Genomic DNA, 15787 nt, shown 5'->3' on the forward strand with positions numbered 1-15787 from the left:
AAAACAGTCTGTGGTTTGCTAGTTAAAATATCGCAAACAAGCCATTATTTTTGCAATGGGTTTTCACCCACTAAAGCAATACATAATAAAATACGTTGAAGGTAGCCTAGGCAAACGTTCAAATTAAACGTAAAAATAAACGATGGAGTTTATATCAGATGAGAAATAACAAACGCCTTGCACTCAGTGCAGTAGCCTTATCTATTCTAACCGTAACTAGCGCGGCAAGTTATGCGAGCCAAGCTAAAATTAATAAAGTAAATAAAAGCGGAATGGAATCTGCCCAATCAACAACATTAAGTTTTGCTGATTGGCGTGCACAACAAATGCTCGAAAAGCAGGATTTTACTGATCGTTTAATTGTTAAATATAAAAACAAGAAAAACGGAAAAGCAATCCCTCCAGGATTAGCGAAAAAAGCAGGCTTATCGTTAAAACACGAAAAGATTTTGAAAAATGGTCATCACATTATTTCTTTTGGTAAAGAAAAGAACATTAAAGATGTGAAAACCATGATCAACCGCATGAAAAAGGACTCATCAATTGAGTTCATTGAGCCTGATTACAAACGCTTTTTAATGGCGCAAAATCAACCTTGGGGTATCGCACAAACACAATCAGACCAATTAACTGATAACGACGGCGCAAATATGACCGTGTGTATTATTGATTCTGGTTATGAACAGGCAAATCCTGATTTAAATGCTAACAATGCTTCAGGTACCAATAACTCAGGTACTGGAAATTGGTATCAAAACGGGGGGTCTCACGGTACTCACGTAGCCGGTACTATTGCTGGTGTTAATAACAGTGAAGGTGTTGTTGGTATTATGCCAAACACCAATGTAAATCTGCATATTGTTAAAGTATTTAATGAAGCGGGTTGGGGTTATGTTGGCGAGTTAAGTGATGCAGTTGATACTTGTGTAAATAATGGCGCAAAAGTTATTAACATGAGTTTAGGTGGTGCAGGTTCAAGTGTTACTGAGAAAAACGCATTACAAGCCGCTGCTGATTCTGGCGTATTATTAGTTGCCGCTTCAGGTAATGATGGCAATACCACATTATCTTACCCTGCTTCTTATGACGCTGTTATGGCTGTTGGCGCACTTGATAGCAACAATCAACATGCTGAGTTTTCTCAATACACACCACAAGTTGAAATTTCTGCGCCTGGTGAAGCTGTTTTATCAACCGTTGCTGGCGATGGTCGCTTAGGTTTTATTAACTTAGGTTCAACAACTTATGCTAATGATATTGTGCCACAAACTCATTACATTGAAAGTGGTGGTAGCTTCATCGTAAGCAATGTAGATAGCAGTGCAAACGGTGTTTTAGCAAGTTGTACACTTTCAGGAAGTAACTACAGCTGTAGTAATGTTGCTGGTAATATTTGTTTAGCAGAACGTAATGACAACCAAAAAGGCAGTAATTACCCCGAAATAAACCCAGCTAAAGCTTGTGCTGATGCAGGTGCCTCTGGTGTTATTGTTTATAGTGACAGTACTCGTCCTGGTTTACAAAATCCATTCTTAGTTGATTCTACTAACGCTGTTTCAGTGCCCAGTGTTTCGGTTAGTCGTGCGTTGGGTCAGCAATTATTGACGCAGTTAGGCAGTGCGGCAACGTTAACGGTTAACGGCTCGCAAAACTATGCTTATTACAACGGTACTTCAATGGCTACGCCTCATGTTACAGGTGTTGCAGCGATTGTTTGGAGTAATAACATTGATTGTAGCGCTGACGAAGTTCGAAGTGCATTAAAATCAACGGCTATTGATCTTGATGTTGCTGGCCGCGATGACAAGACAGGTTTTGGCTTAGTACAAGCAAAAGCAGCGTCTGATGCATTAGCTGCAACTTGTGGTGGTAGCGTAACACCACCACCGCCACCAACTGGTGATGATGTATTAAGTAATGGCACAACCAAAACTGGTTTAGCTTCAAGTACTGAACTTAGCTTTACAATGGAAGTTCCAGCGGGTGCAACAGACCTAACATTTAATATGGCTGGTGGAACAGGTGATGCTGATTTATATGTTAAATTTGGTTCAGCACCTACAAGTACTAGCTATGACTGTCGTCCTTATGCTGGTGGTAATAGTGAAAGTTGTCCTATTAGTACGGCACAAGCGGGCACTTATTATGTGAAAGTTGTTGCCTACTCAGCTTTCTCTGGTGTTAACTTAACAGGTAGCTTTACTGAACCTACAACAGGTGGCGGAGCAACCGGCGGCAGTGCATCTTTAACGGATATTAGTGTCGCTCGTCAAGCATGGACTTATTACACCATTAACGTACCAGCCGGCATGGCAACATTAGACTTCACGATGAGTGGTGGTACTGGTGATGCTGATTTATATATTCGACGTGGCGCACAGCCAACATCATCAACTTATGATTGTCGCCCATACAAAGGTGGCAATAATGAAGTCTGTTCATTTACCAGCCCTGTAGCAGACACTTGGCATATCGGTATTTACGGCTATTCAGCTGCTAGTGGTGTAAGCTTGGATGTTGTTTATAATCCTTAGAACGTCATAAATTAGCGATTATATTAATGGTAAAGACTAAAGGGGGGAGCATTATTAATGCTCCCCCCTTTTTATTTACAACAACATATTAGTCAAACTAAAATTTATACTTACAAGTAATATTGTTGCATAAATTCAATGTACTCTTGCTCATCGGTGATTTTAAAACCACTTTGTTCAAAGTCTAGACATTCACTTTTATTTGGAAAGGTAAAATAGCTAGCACTCTTTTCTTGTGGCTGAGAACAAAGTAACTCGTCATTTTCAAGTGTTTCAATAGCCGCTAATATATCGGTTGCACCTTGCTTATAAAGCTCAAGCACATGCCATAAATAAGATTTCTCTCTATTAACTAGTGTGGTAGAAGTCTTGATTATTTTTCCTGTATCTATCGAACCATCGTCAATGGTGTGCAGTGTCGTACCTATTTTATCGTCGTTATTTTTCATTGCCCAAAACGTCGCCATCACGCCTTTATACTTAGGTAATATGCCAGAATGCAGATTAATAATGCCTTTGGTAGGAATATTAATAACCTTTTCTTTTAGGATGCCACCAAAGCGTATTGAAACAATAAGTTCGGGCGCCAACTCTTTCAAATCATTAATCATCTCAGGCGAATTAATTTGCTTGACGTCTCGAATCGCTGAATTTAAAAAGACGCTAAAGCCATCAAAAGTTTTATAGCTATCGTTATTACTTTTAGTCTTAGGAATTAGCGGACTTAGCAGTTGGTTAAACAAGTCTTGCTCGAAAAACTTTAGCGTCTTTAATGGCGTTGGTATCACACTGCTTTTGCCTACTTTTGCTGATAACCATAGATGAACCTCATGGTGTTTACAGACCTCTGGTAGCAGTTTATTCAGTGCAAAATTACTCGCTAAATCTTTATTAGCCAAAAATAAAATTTTCATAATTAAGCTCTTTTGCCTATTTTATATTAAGAATACATCATCACTTTAGGCTGACTAAATGTTGTTTAAAAAATTCGGCAATGGCTGTAAAAGCTTTGTGTCGATTACGCTGAATAGACAAATAGTGGTCGCCGTCTGCCAATTCAATATATTCAACTGGCTTATTTAAGTCTAATAGCTTCTGGTAAAATCTTTGGCTTTGACGAACATTAACCAAGGTATCGCTGGCACCATGGAATAATAACATAGGTATATTAATTCGCTTTGCCTGATAAAACGGTGAACGGGCGATTAAGTGTCAACATCTTTACCCATTTGGTGTTCTACAAATTTCTTATTAGTGTAGTAACGACTCTTAAAAAAAATATTTCGAAGGTCGCTCACTCCGGCAAAACTGACTGCGTACCAAAATAAGTCAGGTGTTTTTAACGCCGCCATGGCCGCCGCATAACCACCATAACTTGCGCCAACAACATACATTAGTATTTGCTAATTTAATAAAACCTAATATAATATGATGTAATACTAATTTAACCATACCAATATCACGGAGTTACCATGACTAAGAACGATGCATTAAGACTAATAGCAGGCACAATGATACTTATTTCACTTATTTTAACCGTAACATTATCAATAAACTGGTTATGGTTTACTGCTTTTATTGCGGTCAACTTAATACAGTCATCATTTACTAAATGGTGCCCAATGATGGTCTTATTAAAAAAAATAGGCCTAAAAGATTAACCAAACACCTTATTCTAGCAACAAACTCGTCGAATATTCTGAACCATCGGTATTAAGGAGTATAAAGTGTAATCACTGCCCTTTGGACTTATTCATTAATGCTTTAGTTTAGTGTGCCGACAGCCAGAAATTTTGCATCCTTCTATGGCGATTAGCTGATCGCCTATTTTTATCTGCTGGTAGTCTGTCTTAACCGCTAATACATCAATATTTCATACTATTAATGTATTAGAAAAAATTAATAGGATTACTCTTTATAATCGAGTTATTTTTTCGTTTAGGTTGTAGTTTTTATCGGTAACGATAGCTTCCAATACCTCTATTCGACTTAATTGGTCACCCAGTGTTTTATTAACCGCTGCCGCGACTTCTGTCTCTAAATTAGCTTTTTCTAATTTCAACGCTTCTACTTCTAATTCTTTTATTTTCTTTTTATTGGTACTTAATACCAAAATAATTAAAAAACTCACTAAAAAAATCACAGCGATACTTAAAAATACCCAAAGGTTTATATTCATGGTTAGGTTGTCTCATTATTCATTAAATAAAAATGCTATCTTGCAAAGTTTATTCCTTATATATTTTATCATTATTTCAATCACTTAAAAAACGACAACTTGAAAATATGGCTATATTAGCTAAGCTTTAGCGAAGATTACTATTATTTCGCAGTATCACTTTGGCGATACAGTTCAATCAGTTCACCTTATAACGATTAAGCTGTCTGCCATAGCACCACAAACTTAGCAGGATTAAAACCCATTAAATATTTATAATTTCACCATGAGATTTATTCCCTTAACTACCTATATTCTGCTATGTTTATTGTAAGATCACCGATTGAAAAGAAAGTAAAATGACTCTACGTTGTAAAATAAAGTTATGCTTTATTAATATCCTTCTTATCACATCATGGCCACTCATCGCTGATACCTATAAGGTGATTTCTTACGATCCTGCCAATCCTCCACACAATATCTCTACAATAGATCAACAAGGCAAGGCTACAATATCAGGCATATTTGCCGACATGTTTCACCAAATAGGAGAAATTACCGGCGATACTTTTATAATGGTTAAAATGCCAGCCGCTAGAGCTATGCTTGAATTTGACCTTGGCCGTGTTGATATTGAACCCGGAATCAACCCTATTTGGCGCAGTAATTCAAAAGAAATAGGTTTGTATTCCATTGCCTATGAACGTGTTGAAGAAGTGATTGTTTTTCGCTCTGGTGATGAATTTGAAGTAAAAGGACCAAGAGATTTATTTGGACACAAAGTAGGCATAGTTAGAGGCTTTACTTATCCTAGGTTTGAGGCATCCTTTACCAATAATGACATCAACAAGGTATTAAATAAATCAGAAAGTTTGCTCATTAAGCAATTGTTGGCTGAACGCGTTGACCAAATTTTTATCAGTAAATCCTCAATACAATATATGAAAAGACATCTTCCAACTTTAAGTGATATTGTCGTTGGAGACGTGGTGAGCTCGGTAGAAGTTATGATGCGTGTACACCCAACAAAACTTGAACTTTTACCAAGATTAAATAAAGCATTACAACAAATGATTGATAATAAAAGTATTGAGAAAATTATTGCTAAATACCAATAAATAGTTAGCCACGTTATTAAAATAGTTAATATTCATCATATTGTACGAGTTATAAATCCATCCCATAATATCTGAATAAACAAGCGTTATTGACATGATTTGGTTAACCTGTTGTAGTTAACATTCTACTTAAAATGAATCACCTTAATCATAATTAAAAAGGAATAGATATGCTTAGCTATGCCACCATCGGTGTAACCGATTTAGAAAAATCAGAAGCCTTTTATAATGAACTCTTGGCACCTATAGGCGCTAAAACGTTAATAAAAATGGAACGCATTATATTTATTGGTAAAAGTATGAAAGAGCCCATGCTCGCTATTTGTGTACCTTATAATGAAGCGCCTCAAAACTGTGGTAACGGCAATATGCTTGCTATTGCGCCGGGCTCAAAAGAGCAGTGCGATGAAATGTATCATAAAGCCATTGCCCTAGGTGCGACTTGTGATGGAGAACCAGGGCAGCGTATACCTGACGTATTTTATGGTGCTTACTTTCGTGATTTAGATGGTAACAAAATCGTTTTTAATCATTTTGGTTAATTACCAGTATTCAGGCATAGCGTTGAGTTATGCTTGAATATGGCTTTATCATTACACCTTTCCCACCTATCATTTAAAATAACTCTCGATAATGAATGATTATATTACTGACAATTATAGGAAACCGTAACAATTGAATCAATTGAATCAATTGACTAAAAAGCGCATAGGATGTCCTTATTGTGGCGAAACAATTAAAGTACTCATTGATTCAGCCGACGTAGACCAGCAGTATATTGAAGATTGCCAAGTTTGCTGTAAACCAATAATTTTTTTAGTTTCAGAAAGCATGGACGGTGATCTTGATGTTAATGTTTACAGCGAAGATGATGCGTTTTAAGCCCAATTTAGAAAATACCCCCTATCATTCCCCTTAGCTAAACGCAGATTCAATCAACATTATTAACAAGGATATTATTGTTCTTTATTGATTTTTGCACCGCTATTGAAAACTAGTGTTATTAAAAGCCCACTATTTTTGTGAGCTGTCTTCGTATAGAATCTGCCTTATAATTTCTACACCTTGACGTTGTCCCAAATCGGCCAGTCAAAATAGTGAAGTTAACTAGCAACATCTTCTTATTCCTTTCTAAAATGATATAAAAAATGAATGATATAACTATAGCAACTCACAACGGTAATTTTCATGCAGATGACGTGTTTAGTATCGCTGCTCTTAAACACATTTTTCCTAACTTTAACCTCATACGCACACGCAATTTAGAGGTTATCGGTAAAGCAGATCTTGTTATTGATGTAGGTGGTGAATATAACGCAGATGCAGGTCGATTCGATCACCATCAGCGTGGTGGTGCCGGTGAGCGCGAAAATGGAATTCCTTATTCTTCATTTGGCTTGGTTTGGCAGAAATATGGCTTAGAAATATGTCAGGGTAACCAAGACGTAGCTAACGCTGTTGATGCAGGGCTAGTTTCAACAATTGACGCTATTGATTGTGGCTATACCGAAGGCGCTTCTAAAGGTATAAACCAAGGTATTAGCCTTAGCCAAACGATTTCAATGTTCAACCCTACTTGGCAAGAAGATAGTCACTTTGATAGCTGTTTTGATGAGGCGGTTGAGTTTGCGACACGTATTTTGACACGATTTATTGCCTCTGCAAATGGCGGAATTAGTGCAAAAGAAATTGTCGCTAAAGCGATTGAGAATGCAGAAGATCCAAGAGTGATTGTTTTAGATAAATATACGCCATGGAAAAGAACCGTTCATGCTCTGTCTGCACAAGCTTTATATATGGTTTATCCTTCTGGTTCTGGTCCTTGGAGAATTCAAACAGTGCCTGTTGAACCGGGTTCATTCGAAGATAGAAAATCACTACCTCAAGCATGGGCTGGCTTATCTGATGATGCGCTAAAAGCCGTAACCGGTATTGACGATGCAATGTTCTGTCATAATGGCCTTTTCATAGCCGGAGCAGAAACTTTTGAAAGTACTATGAAAATGGCCGCTATTGCATTGCAGGAAGAATAATAACAATAGAAAAACCAAATGTTTTGTAGCTTAAATAGCCTGTTTATAGCCAGAGCAGAGACTTTTGAAAGTACTATGAAAATGGCCGCTATTGCATTGCAAGAAGAATAAAAACAACAGAAGAACCGAATGTTTTGTAGCTTAAATAGCCTTTTCATAGCCAGAGCAGAGACTTTTGAAAGTACTATGAAAATGGCTGCTATTGCATTGCAAGAAGAATAACAACAATAGAAAAACCAAATGTTTTGTAGCTTAAATAGCCTGTTTATAGCCGGAGCAGAAACTTTTGAAAGTACTATGAAAATGGCTGCTATTGCATTGCAAGAAGAATAAAAAACACAGAAGAACCGAATGTTTTGTAGCTTAAATAGCCTGTTCATAGCCGGAGCAGAGACTTTTGAAAGTACTATGAAAATGGCTGCTATTGCATTGCAAGAAACATAAAAAACACAGAAAAACCAAATGTTTTGTAGCTTAAATAGCCTGTTTATAGCAGAAGCAAAGTCTTTGAAAGTACTATGAAAATGGCTGCTATTGCATTGCAAGAAGAATAAAAAAATCGCATTATTCGCACTGTACCAATCACATTGCGATTATATGGCTGATTTCGCCTTAGTGATATCAGCCATAAACCAAACGTTCTGCCACAAAAACTTCTGATTTAACTATAGAAATACTGCACGCTATACAGACAAGAGTATAAATATCGTTTTATCAAAATCTTAACTATTGCTTAAGTACCGCTATTTGTTTTAGCATTTCAGTTTCTAATCGTCCTATTAATGCCGTAAACCTTGGCTGTTGCGCTAGATCGATAAAATAAGGTGATTGTAATAAGTTAGCACGCCAATTATATAAATAACCATTATCAATGGCAGCTTCGAGGTACTTAATGGTCTGCTCATCGTTATTTTCGAGTGAGCTACTGATAGCAAGGTTCATGTATTCAATACCCAACAAGCGTGCTTGACCTGTAAGATAAAAAGACTCATCTCGTCCCTTTACTCCCTCAATAAGCTTTTCAACTTTGGCTAACTGACCTTGTGCTTTATAAACACGGGCAAGTAGCAAAATGCCATTTACATTTTCTATAGCATTCAATGTTGCGGGGGGTGGTTGATTAACCCATTCATTTATCCCCGGGATATGAAGATTAATCAATGCCTCTGCATCGGCAAATTTTTGCTGCTTGAGTAATAAGTATATGGCACCAGTAATAAAGCGCTCTTTGAGTTGTGTACTGGGATATACCGTATTAACATCGGCTATGGTATCGTTAATGAGTATTAACGCTTTAGCGGTTTGCCCAAGATAAATAAGACTGTTCACTTTTTGATTGATAATTTCAGCGTTATTGGCATTAATCGACATTGCCTTTTCTGCATATTCAAGAGACTTAAGACCAGATCCCAAAGATAAATAGTAGATCGAAAGTGCTTGAGGAAAATATGGGTCGTTAGGGTCTAACCTTGCACCATTTTCAGCGAGCTTAATAGCATCAACAATTTGCCCCATATGCTGTGCATATATTTGTCCTAAATAAAAAGGATAAAAAGTATTCTTCGGGTTAACCTTAATAGCTTGTTTAAGCGTTTGTTCCGCTTCTGAATATTTTTGTAATGTTTGTACTAAATATACTGCAAAAAAATACGGTAAATCAGCATTAAGAGGGTCAACTTTTTGAGCCCTTTCAAATAAAGCCCTAGCGTTATCTTCTCCCATTTCAGCACCATTTGATTGTGCATGCCTTATGATGATATCAACATTATTAGGATTTAGCCGATAAGCTTCTTTTGCATACTGATTACGTAACTTACGATCTGTTTTTATAATTAATGACCGAACAAAATAAGCTTCAGCAGAGTTTGGATTAATGCTAAGTACTTCTTTAATTAGCGCTTCTGCCTTATCAAGTATTAGCCAATCAAAGCGACTACCCGTAATAATTTGACGAGCATATGTTTCTGCCAGCTTAATGCGCGCCATCAAAAATTCGGGAGCAATGTCTGTTGCTAACTCAAGAGCAGCAGCGGCATTATCTAAACTTTCAAAGGTATAGGTATGAAGTCCCCTTAGACCTTGCAGATATAAATCATAAGCTTTAGGGTTAATCGTTTGCGCAGAAGATACTGTCTTAACTAATGATATGCCTAAGGTTTCCTTCAGTGCATCGACAATTTCTGCTGATATTTCATCTTGTACTTGAAAGATGTCATCAAGCTCGCGATCATATGACTCAGACCACAAGTGTTTATCTGTTTCAGCATTGATGAGCTGAGCGGTTATACGCACTCTTACACCCGACTTTCTCACGCTGCCTTCGAGTACGTTTTTTACACCCAAAATTTTAGCAACTTCCGAAATATTAATCTTAGTATCTTTATAGGCAAACGCCGATGAACGAGAGGTTACTTGTAGTTTCGGTATTTTTGCTAATACATTTAATATTTCTTCTGAAATACCATCTGAAAAGTATTCTTGTTCTTTATCAGAAGACATATTTACAAAAGGAAGTACAGCAATCGAGGTACCCTTTGGCTCTGATATTAATGGATTATTTGCATTAACTTTGATGGAAACTTGGGCAATAACTTCAGCTTGTTCTGTTGGCAAGACTAAAGCTGTTGGTGATTGAAAACGACTCTCATAAATAAAGTAAATCAAGGCAATTGCCATAAGGCCAATAATGATAAAATCTAATTTACGACCTGTAAGAGCAGCAGTAGAATCTCCAGACGATATGGCGGATTCAAGCTTGATACCGTCGGGAGTTATTTCAAACGCCCAAGCAAAAAAAAGGGCAAAAGGAAAACCAATAAGACCAAAAAAAAATACCGCAGTATTTATCCAATTAGGCAAGTGTAATGCCGGAACAGCAATTGACGTGATTTGAACAACAACCCAAGCAAGAACAAGGTAGGCAATCCCAACCTTGAAAACATTTCGCCTTTTCAGTTCTGATATCAAAGATTCAGCCACATTTAATCCATAAATATGTTTATTTTTTAGCCATGTATAATCAATGTAATGCTATTAATGACTTAAATCAAACTTGAGAGGTTTAATAAGCCAATTTGCTTAATATAAAATATTACACAAAAAGAACGCCTGCAAAGTGTAAATGGTTATCAAATACATTGCATGCACATTCTCCATTGCCAAAGCCATTATCGAGGGTGTAATAGCCTTAGCTAAATCATTCAAACGTAAAGTGAGGGCTAAGGGCGAATCACTGGAAGGCTGATATAAGTTGGCAGACCTAAATAAACGCCTGATCAATCTTTACTTAAACAGCGTTCATTAAAATGAGCTTTATAGCAATTATCATCAATATGAATCCTGCGACTTTATCTATTTTTTGTTTGTGACGATTGAAACGAGGCATTATATTAGGGTGTGATAGCAATAACGCCACACCGCTGTACCAAATAAAATGAGCCAACATAATAATTATCCCATAACTTACTTGCATTATTAGCGGAGTATCTACAGAAACAACTTGCGTAAAAATACTTAAGAAGAAGATAGATGTTTTCGGATTTAAGATGTTGCAGGTAAAGCCTCGACGCATCGCGTTAAAAGGCGACATTGCTGCGGTTTGATTGTTGTGATCATTATTTAACAGATCACGTGTTGTTAATAACTGCCAGGCAACATAAATAAGGTAAGCCGCTCCTAAATATTTGATTGTCGCAAATAACCAGGCAGAGTTTGCAATCACAACCGCTAATCCTGCAATCGAATAGCTAGCATGTATACAAACTGATAAACACATACCTAGACTCATATATAACCCCGATAAACGGCCATTATAGATACTCGTGCGAGTCACCATGACAAAATCAGCACCAGGCAACATAGCCATAAAAATAGCGATGGTGCTTACCGCAATAATTTCTGTCATGTAAGTACTTATTAACAACTCCATATTTCTCTCTCATCATTTAAAATAGTCTCATAGCAACTCACTTGTTACTGTGCAGCTATGTTAATCTATGAGAAATTTAAAACAATACACCTATTTGTAAAAGGACTTGTGCTTGATGGACACAAATAAACTAATCCCCTTATTGTCTGATATGGCTATTTTGGTAACTGTCGTTGAGCAGGGCAACTTTAGTAAAGCGGCTATAAAACTTGGGGTAACACCCTCAGCGGTAAGTCGCCAAATTAGCCGATTAGAAGATGCTTTAGGCATAAAACTATTACAACGCACTACACGGCAACTAGCGTTAACAGAGTCAGGCACATTAACCTTTAATTATTGTAAACAAATGATAGAGTCAGCAGAGCAAGCCGTTAATGCCAGTAGCTCGACAACATCGACAGTTAGTGGATTGTTGAGGGTGGCGGCACCAAAATCACTTGCCAATCGAGTATTGCGGCCACTCTTTGTCGAGTTTTTAAAGTGCTACCCTGATATTCAATTGCATTTAAAAGTAACTGACCGGATTTTAGATCCTATTCATGACGGTGTTGATTTCTTAATTCATATCAATGACAACCCGATTGAAGCTTTGGTCAACGTTAAAATTGGTCGCAGTGAGCAAGTGTTATGTGCCAGTCCTGATTTTCTAGCTAACCATCCGCTGCCAACACACCCTGACGATTTAAAAGATTTACCCTGCCTTTGCTTAGGTGAAAATATGTCAGATAGCCGGTGGCGATTTAGTCAAAAAAATCAACAAACAAGCGTACAAGTCACTGGTTCATATTTACTTAACCACAGTGAAATGCGTCGAGACGCTATTGAACAAGGCTTTGGTATCGGCTCTCTGCCTGATTATATCGCGCAACAGGGCATTAGCAGTGGCAAGCTAATTCCACTTTTGGAAGATTGGCGGTTACAAGGTAATTACCAAGGTGATATTTGTTTGCAGTATGTACAAAGTAAATATTTACCCAATAAGAACCGAATTTTTATCGATTTTATGAAGCAAAAGTTACAATAAATACAGCCCCACTCGTGAGGCATTAAACCATTAATTTAAAGACACTCACTTTAAAGATCAAAAAGTAATTAATATGACACTCATGTTAAAAAGCTAAATAGATGACAAATAAACTTCAACATTTATGGAGTCCTCAGCTATAAGAGATATTTGACAATATATTCGTGTGTTAAAGGAAGATGTTGTCAATTTGCTCCCAAAATAACAATTTTTTGGCAAGGCTATTTCTCCAAAATCATGGTTCCATAATTCACACCTGTTTTTAATGTCTTCAAGCAAAGAGTTTATTGCAATGGCTTAAGTTATGTCGTCGCTTTAATTGCTGATGCTCGCAGTAATCACTCAGCACACCTTCGTGGCCGATAGCACCATGAAATTGTGTTCTAAATTCGGTGGTGATGATTAACCAGTTGTCCGCAGAGATATTCAATCGCTTGAGTATCTCTGGTTGTTTTTGTTCGATGAAACCCCGTTTATCTCCGCTAATACAGCGGCCAGTTAACGTAATTAATTGAAGATAGTCGGCGAGTTCAAAAGGTAGGCCCTTTGGCATATTTTTCCTGGGGTTACCAATAAAGGGAAGCAGGGTCTTGGGCTGCTGGCCCTTTTTTGCCTCTTTACAACGACGCTTTATGCTCGTGTGGGCTGAGCTCTCTGGTGTCTTTGCGATATTGGCTCGAATAGGGTTTAAATCAACATAGGCCATACAAGACGCTAACGCTGCTTCATCTAATAACGCTTGGGATTTAAAGCGTCCTTCCCAAAATCTACCGGTGCAGTTATCTTCTTGGTTAGCCGCTCTTGCAATACTTTCATTGATATACCCCATAAACCAACTGATTTTCATCAGGCGCTTTCGATAGACCTCTCCGGTTGCATTAACCTCATCAAGTAAGGGTTGAGCTAAGCGGTCACCGTTGCAATACTGTTTGGTCAGTAACGTGCCTTTGTGTATGCGGTGCCAACGCACAAGTACGTCAGTCATTGTCCACTGCTTCGCTTTTTCTTCATCAATAAATAACACCACATGATAGTGATTACTCATCACCGCATAGGCACAAACCTCAATCGCAAAGACTTGCGTTAGAAAATGCAGTTTGTCTTCCACCCAACCTCGCCGGTGCTCAAAACTTTGACCTGAAAAGGTATCTTCACCACATAAGAAAGCGCGTCGAACACAACGCGCCACACAATGGTAATAAGGTGTGTCTACTAAACTGATTTGTTGCTTCCTTGGCGTGGCCATAACTCACCTAAGATAAAGTAGCTTGATTACTTTAGCGTAGTACAAAGGGAAAACTTGTTCAATTTAGGATGAGTGTCTTGTTAATTTTTTTCAAATGAAAATAGAAAATAGATAAAAAAGATTTGACTAAAAGCAATCTTTTATATATTATTTTTTTCGCCAAATGGATGGGCGTATTACCAATGGGATGGTATCTAATTTTAAATAAAAACTGGGTGAATTTCACTCACTATTATTGACATTAATGTCAATATGGATATTAAAAAAGATACTATGAAAAAAATACAAACACACCTCGTCAAGATTGGGATGAAGGTTGTGAAACTCGACCGTACTTGGTTAGAAACCCCCTATATTCTGCACAATTTTGTTATAAAATCTGAAAAACAATTAACTAAATTACGTAATTTATGTGATTTTGTGTATATTGATTCCAATGTTAACTATGCGCACAAACGTATTGAGAATTATTCATTTAGTATTGAAAATGAGAGAGTTGCTCACAAAAAAATCGAACATTCATTCAAATTACTCAACTTAGTTTTTAATAATATCAGTAAAAACGCATATATAAATTCTTATAAAATTCAATTAATGGTTAATCATTTAGTTATACAAGTGCTAGCTGATAAAAACACCTATTTATATTTAAATACTATACGGAGTAACGCGCCAACAATAGCTCAAAAGTCAGTGCGGGTTTTAATACTTTATATTACTTTATGTAAATATATAGGCATCAAAAAAGATAAATTATTAGAGCTTGGTTGTGCAGCCTTGTTACACGACATCGGGATGATTAATTTACCCATACATTTTAATAAAGCGGAAAAATTATCTGAAAATGAAATACTTCATTTACATACACATACAGATATAGGTGTCGCGTTAATACGAAAATCTGAAGATTTCCCTGACTTTATTTGTGATGTTATTGCTTCGCATCATGAATATTATAATGGTAACGGTTACCCATGCGGCCTATCAAAGAGAAATATAAACTTGTATTCTCGAATGTTAACCGTCGTTTGTACATACGAGGCCCTTACGAGGAATCGGCACTATAAAAAAGCACTAGATACTTACTCTGCGCTTACAGAGCTAACTAAGGTATCTGGTACGATGTTAGATCCTAGATTAGTTGGAAAATTGATTGAATTTATGGGCGTATTTCCCATAGATACAAGAGTGAAAACCTTACAAGGGTCATATGTCAAAATTATAAAGAAGCTTTCACACAATCGATATGAAGTCACAAACACCTTGAAAGAAAGAAGTTTTATTATCACAACTGATTTAATAGTGGGGGTGTATTGTGAGTAGTTTAACTTTCATTGATTTAACTGATATCGAAAAACAAAGTAAATACTTTCTCACAAAAAATACATCTATAAATACCTGCAATAATCGATGTAAATATTGTCCATTATTTCCTTATGAGAAGCTATCGGTTCAAGGGATCAATGAAACTCAAGATAGAAGAATATTTGACGTTAATGGCCAACAACATAAGTTGACCCAGCATGGCTTTCGATTAATGTGTGCGCTAACACGTTATTCAGGAACTATATTATCAAGAGAGTTCCTCAGTGAGTATGTTTGGCCTGAATCAGATGTTGTTGGAAACAACCTAAATGTTGCAATTTATGATTTACGTATATCATTTAGCAGCTCTTTAATAAAAATTGAAAACTATCGTAAAGAGGGCTACGGATTAAAATTATAAATTTTATAATAATTTTTTTT

At 36.8% G+C, this 15787-nt stretch carries 16 protein-coding genes and 1 pseudogene; 10 read left to right on the forward strand and 7 right to left on the reverse strand.

The genetic code is table 11. The features are described 5' to 3' along the window. The first annotated feature begins 158 nt into the window (after window positions 1-158). Window positions 159-2534 carry a S8 family serine peptidase gene (locus H4J56_RS00660; protein ID WP_182251099.1) on the forward strand — a complete coding sequence of 792 codons (2376 nt, stop codon included), beginning with the start codon at window positions 159-161 and terminating at the stop codon, window positions 2532-2534. A gap of 110 nt (window positions 2535-2644) precedes the next feature. On the opposite strand, the gene H4J56_RS00665 is transcribed toward H4J56_RS00660, so the two are convergent. The 3 genes from H4J56_RS00665 to H4J56_RS19565 are packed head-to-tail and all read right to left on the reverse strand — an operon-like array spanning window position 2645 to window position 3928. Next, the gene (locus H4J56_RS00665) at window positions 2645-3448 is read right to left on the reverse strand and encodes a formyl transferase (RefSeq protein ID WP_182251100.1); all 804 of its coding nucleotides are present in this window, start codon (window positions 3446-3448) and stop codon (window positions 2645-2647) included. Between the two features lie 40 nt (window positions 3449-3488). Then, window positions 3489-3695 carry a S9 family peptidase gene (locus H4J56_RS19560; RefSeq protein WP_259368040.1) on the reverse strand — a complete coding sequence of 69 codons (207 nt, stop codon included), beginning with the start codon at window positions 3693-3695 and terminating at the stop codon, window positions 3489-3491. A 44-nt stretch (window positions 3696-3739) separates the two neighbouring features. Continuing rightward, window positions 3740-3928 (reverse strand): S9 family peptidase, encoded by a 189-nt coding sequence (locus H4J56_RS19565; RefSeq protein WP_259368041.1) that lies wholly within the window; start codon window positions 3926-3928, stop codon window positions 3740-3742. A 78-nt stretch (window positions 3929-4006) separates the two neighbouring features. Between H4J56_RS19565 and H4J56_RS00675 the strand changes: the two genes are divergently transcribed. Then, window positions 4007-4195, forward strand: coding sequence for a DUF2892 domain-containing protein (locus H4J56_RS00675; RefSeq protein WP_070375470.1), 189 nt, complete (start codon window positions 4007-4009; stop codon window positions 4193-4195). Between the two features lie 254 nt (window positions 4196-4449). Here the strand turns inward: H4J56_RS00675 and H4J56_RS00680 are convergent, their stop codons facing one another. Continuing rightward, window positions 4450-4713 (reverse strand): hypothetical protein, encoded by a 264-nt coding sequence (locus H4J56_RS00680; RefSeq protein WP_070375469.1) that lies wholly within the window; start codon window positions 4711-4713, stop codon window positions 4450-4452. Window positions 4714-5051: 338 nt separating this feature from the next. Here H4J56_RS00680 and H4J56_RS00685 point away from each other — a divergent pair, with 338 nt between their 5' ends. The 5 genes and pseudogenes from H4J56_RS00685 to H4J56_RS19955 form a co-directional block, all read left to right on the forward strand. Continuing rightward, a complete protein-coding gene (locus H4J56_RS00685) occupies window positions 5052-5810 on the forward strand; it encodes an ABC transporter substrate-binding protein (RefSeq protein WP_182214478.1) in 759 nt (252 codons plus the stop codon). A 170-nt stretch (window positions 5811-5980) separates the two neighbouring features. Next, window positions 5981-6352 carry a VOC family protein gene (locus tag H4J56_RS00690; protein ID WP_070375467.1) on the forward strand — a complete coding sequence of 124 codons (372 nt, stop codon included), beginning with the start codon at window positions 5981-5983 and terminating at the stop codon, window positions 6350-6352. Between the two features lie 142 nt (window positions 6353-6494). Further along, the gene (locus H4J56_RS00695) at window positions 6495-6692 is read left to right on the forward strand and encodes a CPXCG motif-containing cysteine-rich protein (RefSeq protein ID WP_070375466.1); all 198 of its coding nucleotides are present in this window, start codon (window positions 6495-6497) and stop codon (window positions 6690-6692) included. Window positions 6693-6958: 266 nt separating this feature from the next. Next, complete coding sequence (locus tag H4J56_RS00700) at window positions 6959-7843, forward strand: MYG1 family protein (protein WP_182214480.1); 885 nt, start codon at window positions 6959-6961, stop codon at window positions 7841-7843. A 240-nt stretch (window positions 7844-8083) separates the two neighbouring features. Further along, a pseudogene (locus H4J56_RS19955) lies at window positions 8084-8176 on the forward strand (MYG1 family protein); the annotation flags it as partial. 393 nt (window positions 8177-8569) lie between these two features. Here the strand turns inward: H4J56_RS19955 and H4J56_RS00705 are convergent. Next, the gene (locus tag H4J56_RS00705; protein ID WP_182251102.1) at window positions 8570-10822 is read right to left on the reverse strand and encodes a hypothetical protein; all 2253 of its coding nucleotides are present in this window, start codon (window positions 10820-10822) and stop codon (window positions 8570-8572) included. 307 nt (window positions 10823-11129) lie between these two features. Next, entirely contained in the window at window positions 11130-11771 is a 642-nt protein-coding gene (locus tag H4J56_RS00710; protein ID WP_182251103.1) for a LysE family translocator, read from the reverse strand. Window positions 11772-11886: 115 nt separating this feature from the next. Between H4J56_RS00710 and H4J56_RS00715 the strand changes: the two genes are divergently transcribed. Beyond that, window positions 11887-12795 carry a LysR family transcriptional regulator gene (locus H4J56_RS00715; protein ID WP_182258715.1) on the forward strand — a complete coding sequence of 303 codons (909 nt, stop codon included), beginning with the start codon at window positions 11887-11889 and terminating at the stop codon, window positions 12793-12795. A 271-nt stretch (window positions 12796-13066) separates the two neighbouring features. On the opposite strand, the gene H4J56_RS00720 is transcribed toward H4J56_RS00715, so the two are convergent. Further along, window positions 13067-14041 (reverse strand): transposase, encoded by a 975-nt coding sequence (locus H4J56_RS00720; protein WP_182258716.1) that lies wholly within the window; start codon window positions 14039-14041, stop codon window positions 13067-13069. Window positions 14042-14314: 273 nt separating this feature from the next. Between H4J56_RS00720 and H4J56_RS00725 the strand changes: the two genes are divergently transcribed. Together H4J56_RS00725 and H4J56_RS19860 are read left to right on the forward strand one after the other, a co-directional pair. Further along, window positions 14315-15364, forward strand: coding sequence for an HD domain-containing phosphohydrolase (locus H4J56_RS00725; RefSeq protein ID WP_182244392.1), 1050 nt, complete (start codon window positions 14315-14317; stop codon window positions 15362-15364). After that, window positions 15357-15767, forward strand: a complete 411-nt coding sequence (locus H4J56_RS19860) for a winged helix-turn-helix domain-containing protein (RefSeq protein WP_182214488.1) — start codon at window positions 15357-15359, stop codon at window positions 15765-15767. Before H4J56_RS00725 ends, H4J56_RS19860 begins: the two co-directional genes overlap by 8 nt. Window positions 15768-15787: the final 20 nt, after the last annotated feature.

Origin of the sequence: Colwellia sp. BRX8-4, assembly GCF_014077345.1 — a bacterium.
Taxonomy (GTDB): domain Bacteria; phylum Pseudomonadota; class Gammaproteobacteria; order Enterobacterales; family Alteromonadaceae; genus Colwellia_A.

Coding starts and splice junctions, on each gene's coding strand:
- H4J56_RS00725 (WP_182244392.1), top strand. CDS start 14,315: ATGAAAAAAATACAAACACACCTCGTCAAGATTGGGATGAAGGTTGTG.
- H4J56_RS00685 (WP_182214478.1), top strand. CDS start 5,052: ATGACTCTACGTTGTAAAATAAAGTTATGCTTTATTAATATCCTTCTT.
- H4J56_RS00700 (WP_182214480.1), top strand. CDS start 6,959: ATGAATGATATAACTATAGCAACTCACAACGGTAATTTTCATGCAGAT.
- H4J56_RS00680 (WP_070375469.1), bottom strand. CDS start 4,713: ATGAATATAAACCTTTGGGTATTTTTAAGTATCGCTGTGATTTTTTTA.
- H4J56_RS00665 (WP_182251100.1), bottom strand. CDS start 3,448: ATGAAAATTTTATTTTTGGCTAATAAAGATTTAGCGAGTAATTTTGCA.
- H4J56_RS00710 (WP_182251103.1), bottom strand. CDS start 11,771: ATGGAGTTGTTAATAAGTACTTACATGACAGAAATTATTGCGGTAAGC.
- H4J56_RS00660 (WP_182251099.1), top strand. CDS start 159: ATGAGAAATAACAAACGCCTTGCACTCAGTGCAGTAGCCTTATCTATT.
- H4J56_RS00675 (WP_070375470.1), top strand. CDS start 4,007: ATGACTAAGAACGATGCATTAAGACTAATAGCAGGCACAATGATACTT.
- H4J56_RS19560 (WP_259368040.1), bottom strand. CDS start 3,695: ATGTTATTATTCCATGGTGCCAGCGATACCTTGGTTAATGTTCGTCAA.
- H4J56_RS19565 (WP_259368041.1), bottom strand. CDS start 3,928: ATGTATGTTGTTGGCGCAAGTTATGGTGGTTATGCGGCGGCCATGGCG.
- H4J56_RS00715 (WP_182258715.1), top strand. CDS start 11,887: ATGGACACAAATAAACTAATCCCCTTATTGTCTGATATGGCTATTTTG.
- H4J56_RS00720 (WP_182258716.1), bottom strand. CDS start 14,041: ATGGCCACGCCAAGGAAGCAACAAATCAGTTTAGTAGACACACCTTAT.
- H4J56_RS00690 (WP_070375467.1), top strand. CDS start 5,981: ATGCTTAGCTATGCCACCATCGGTGTAACCGATTTAGAAAAATCAGAA.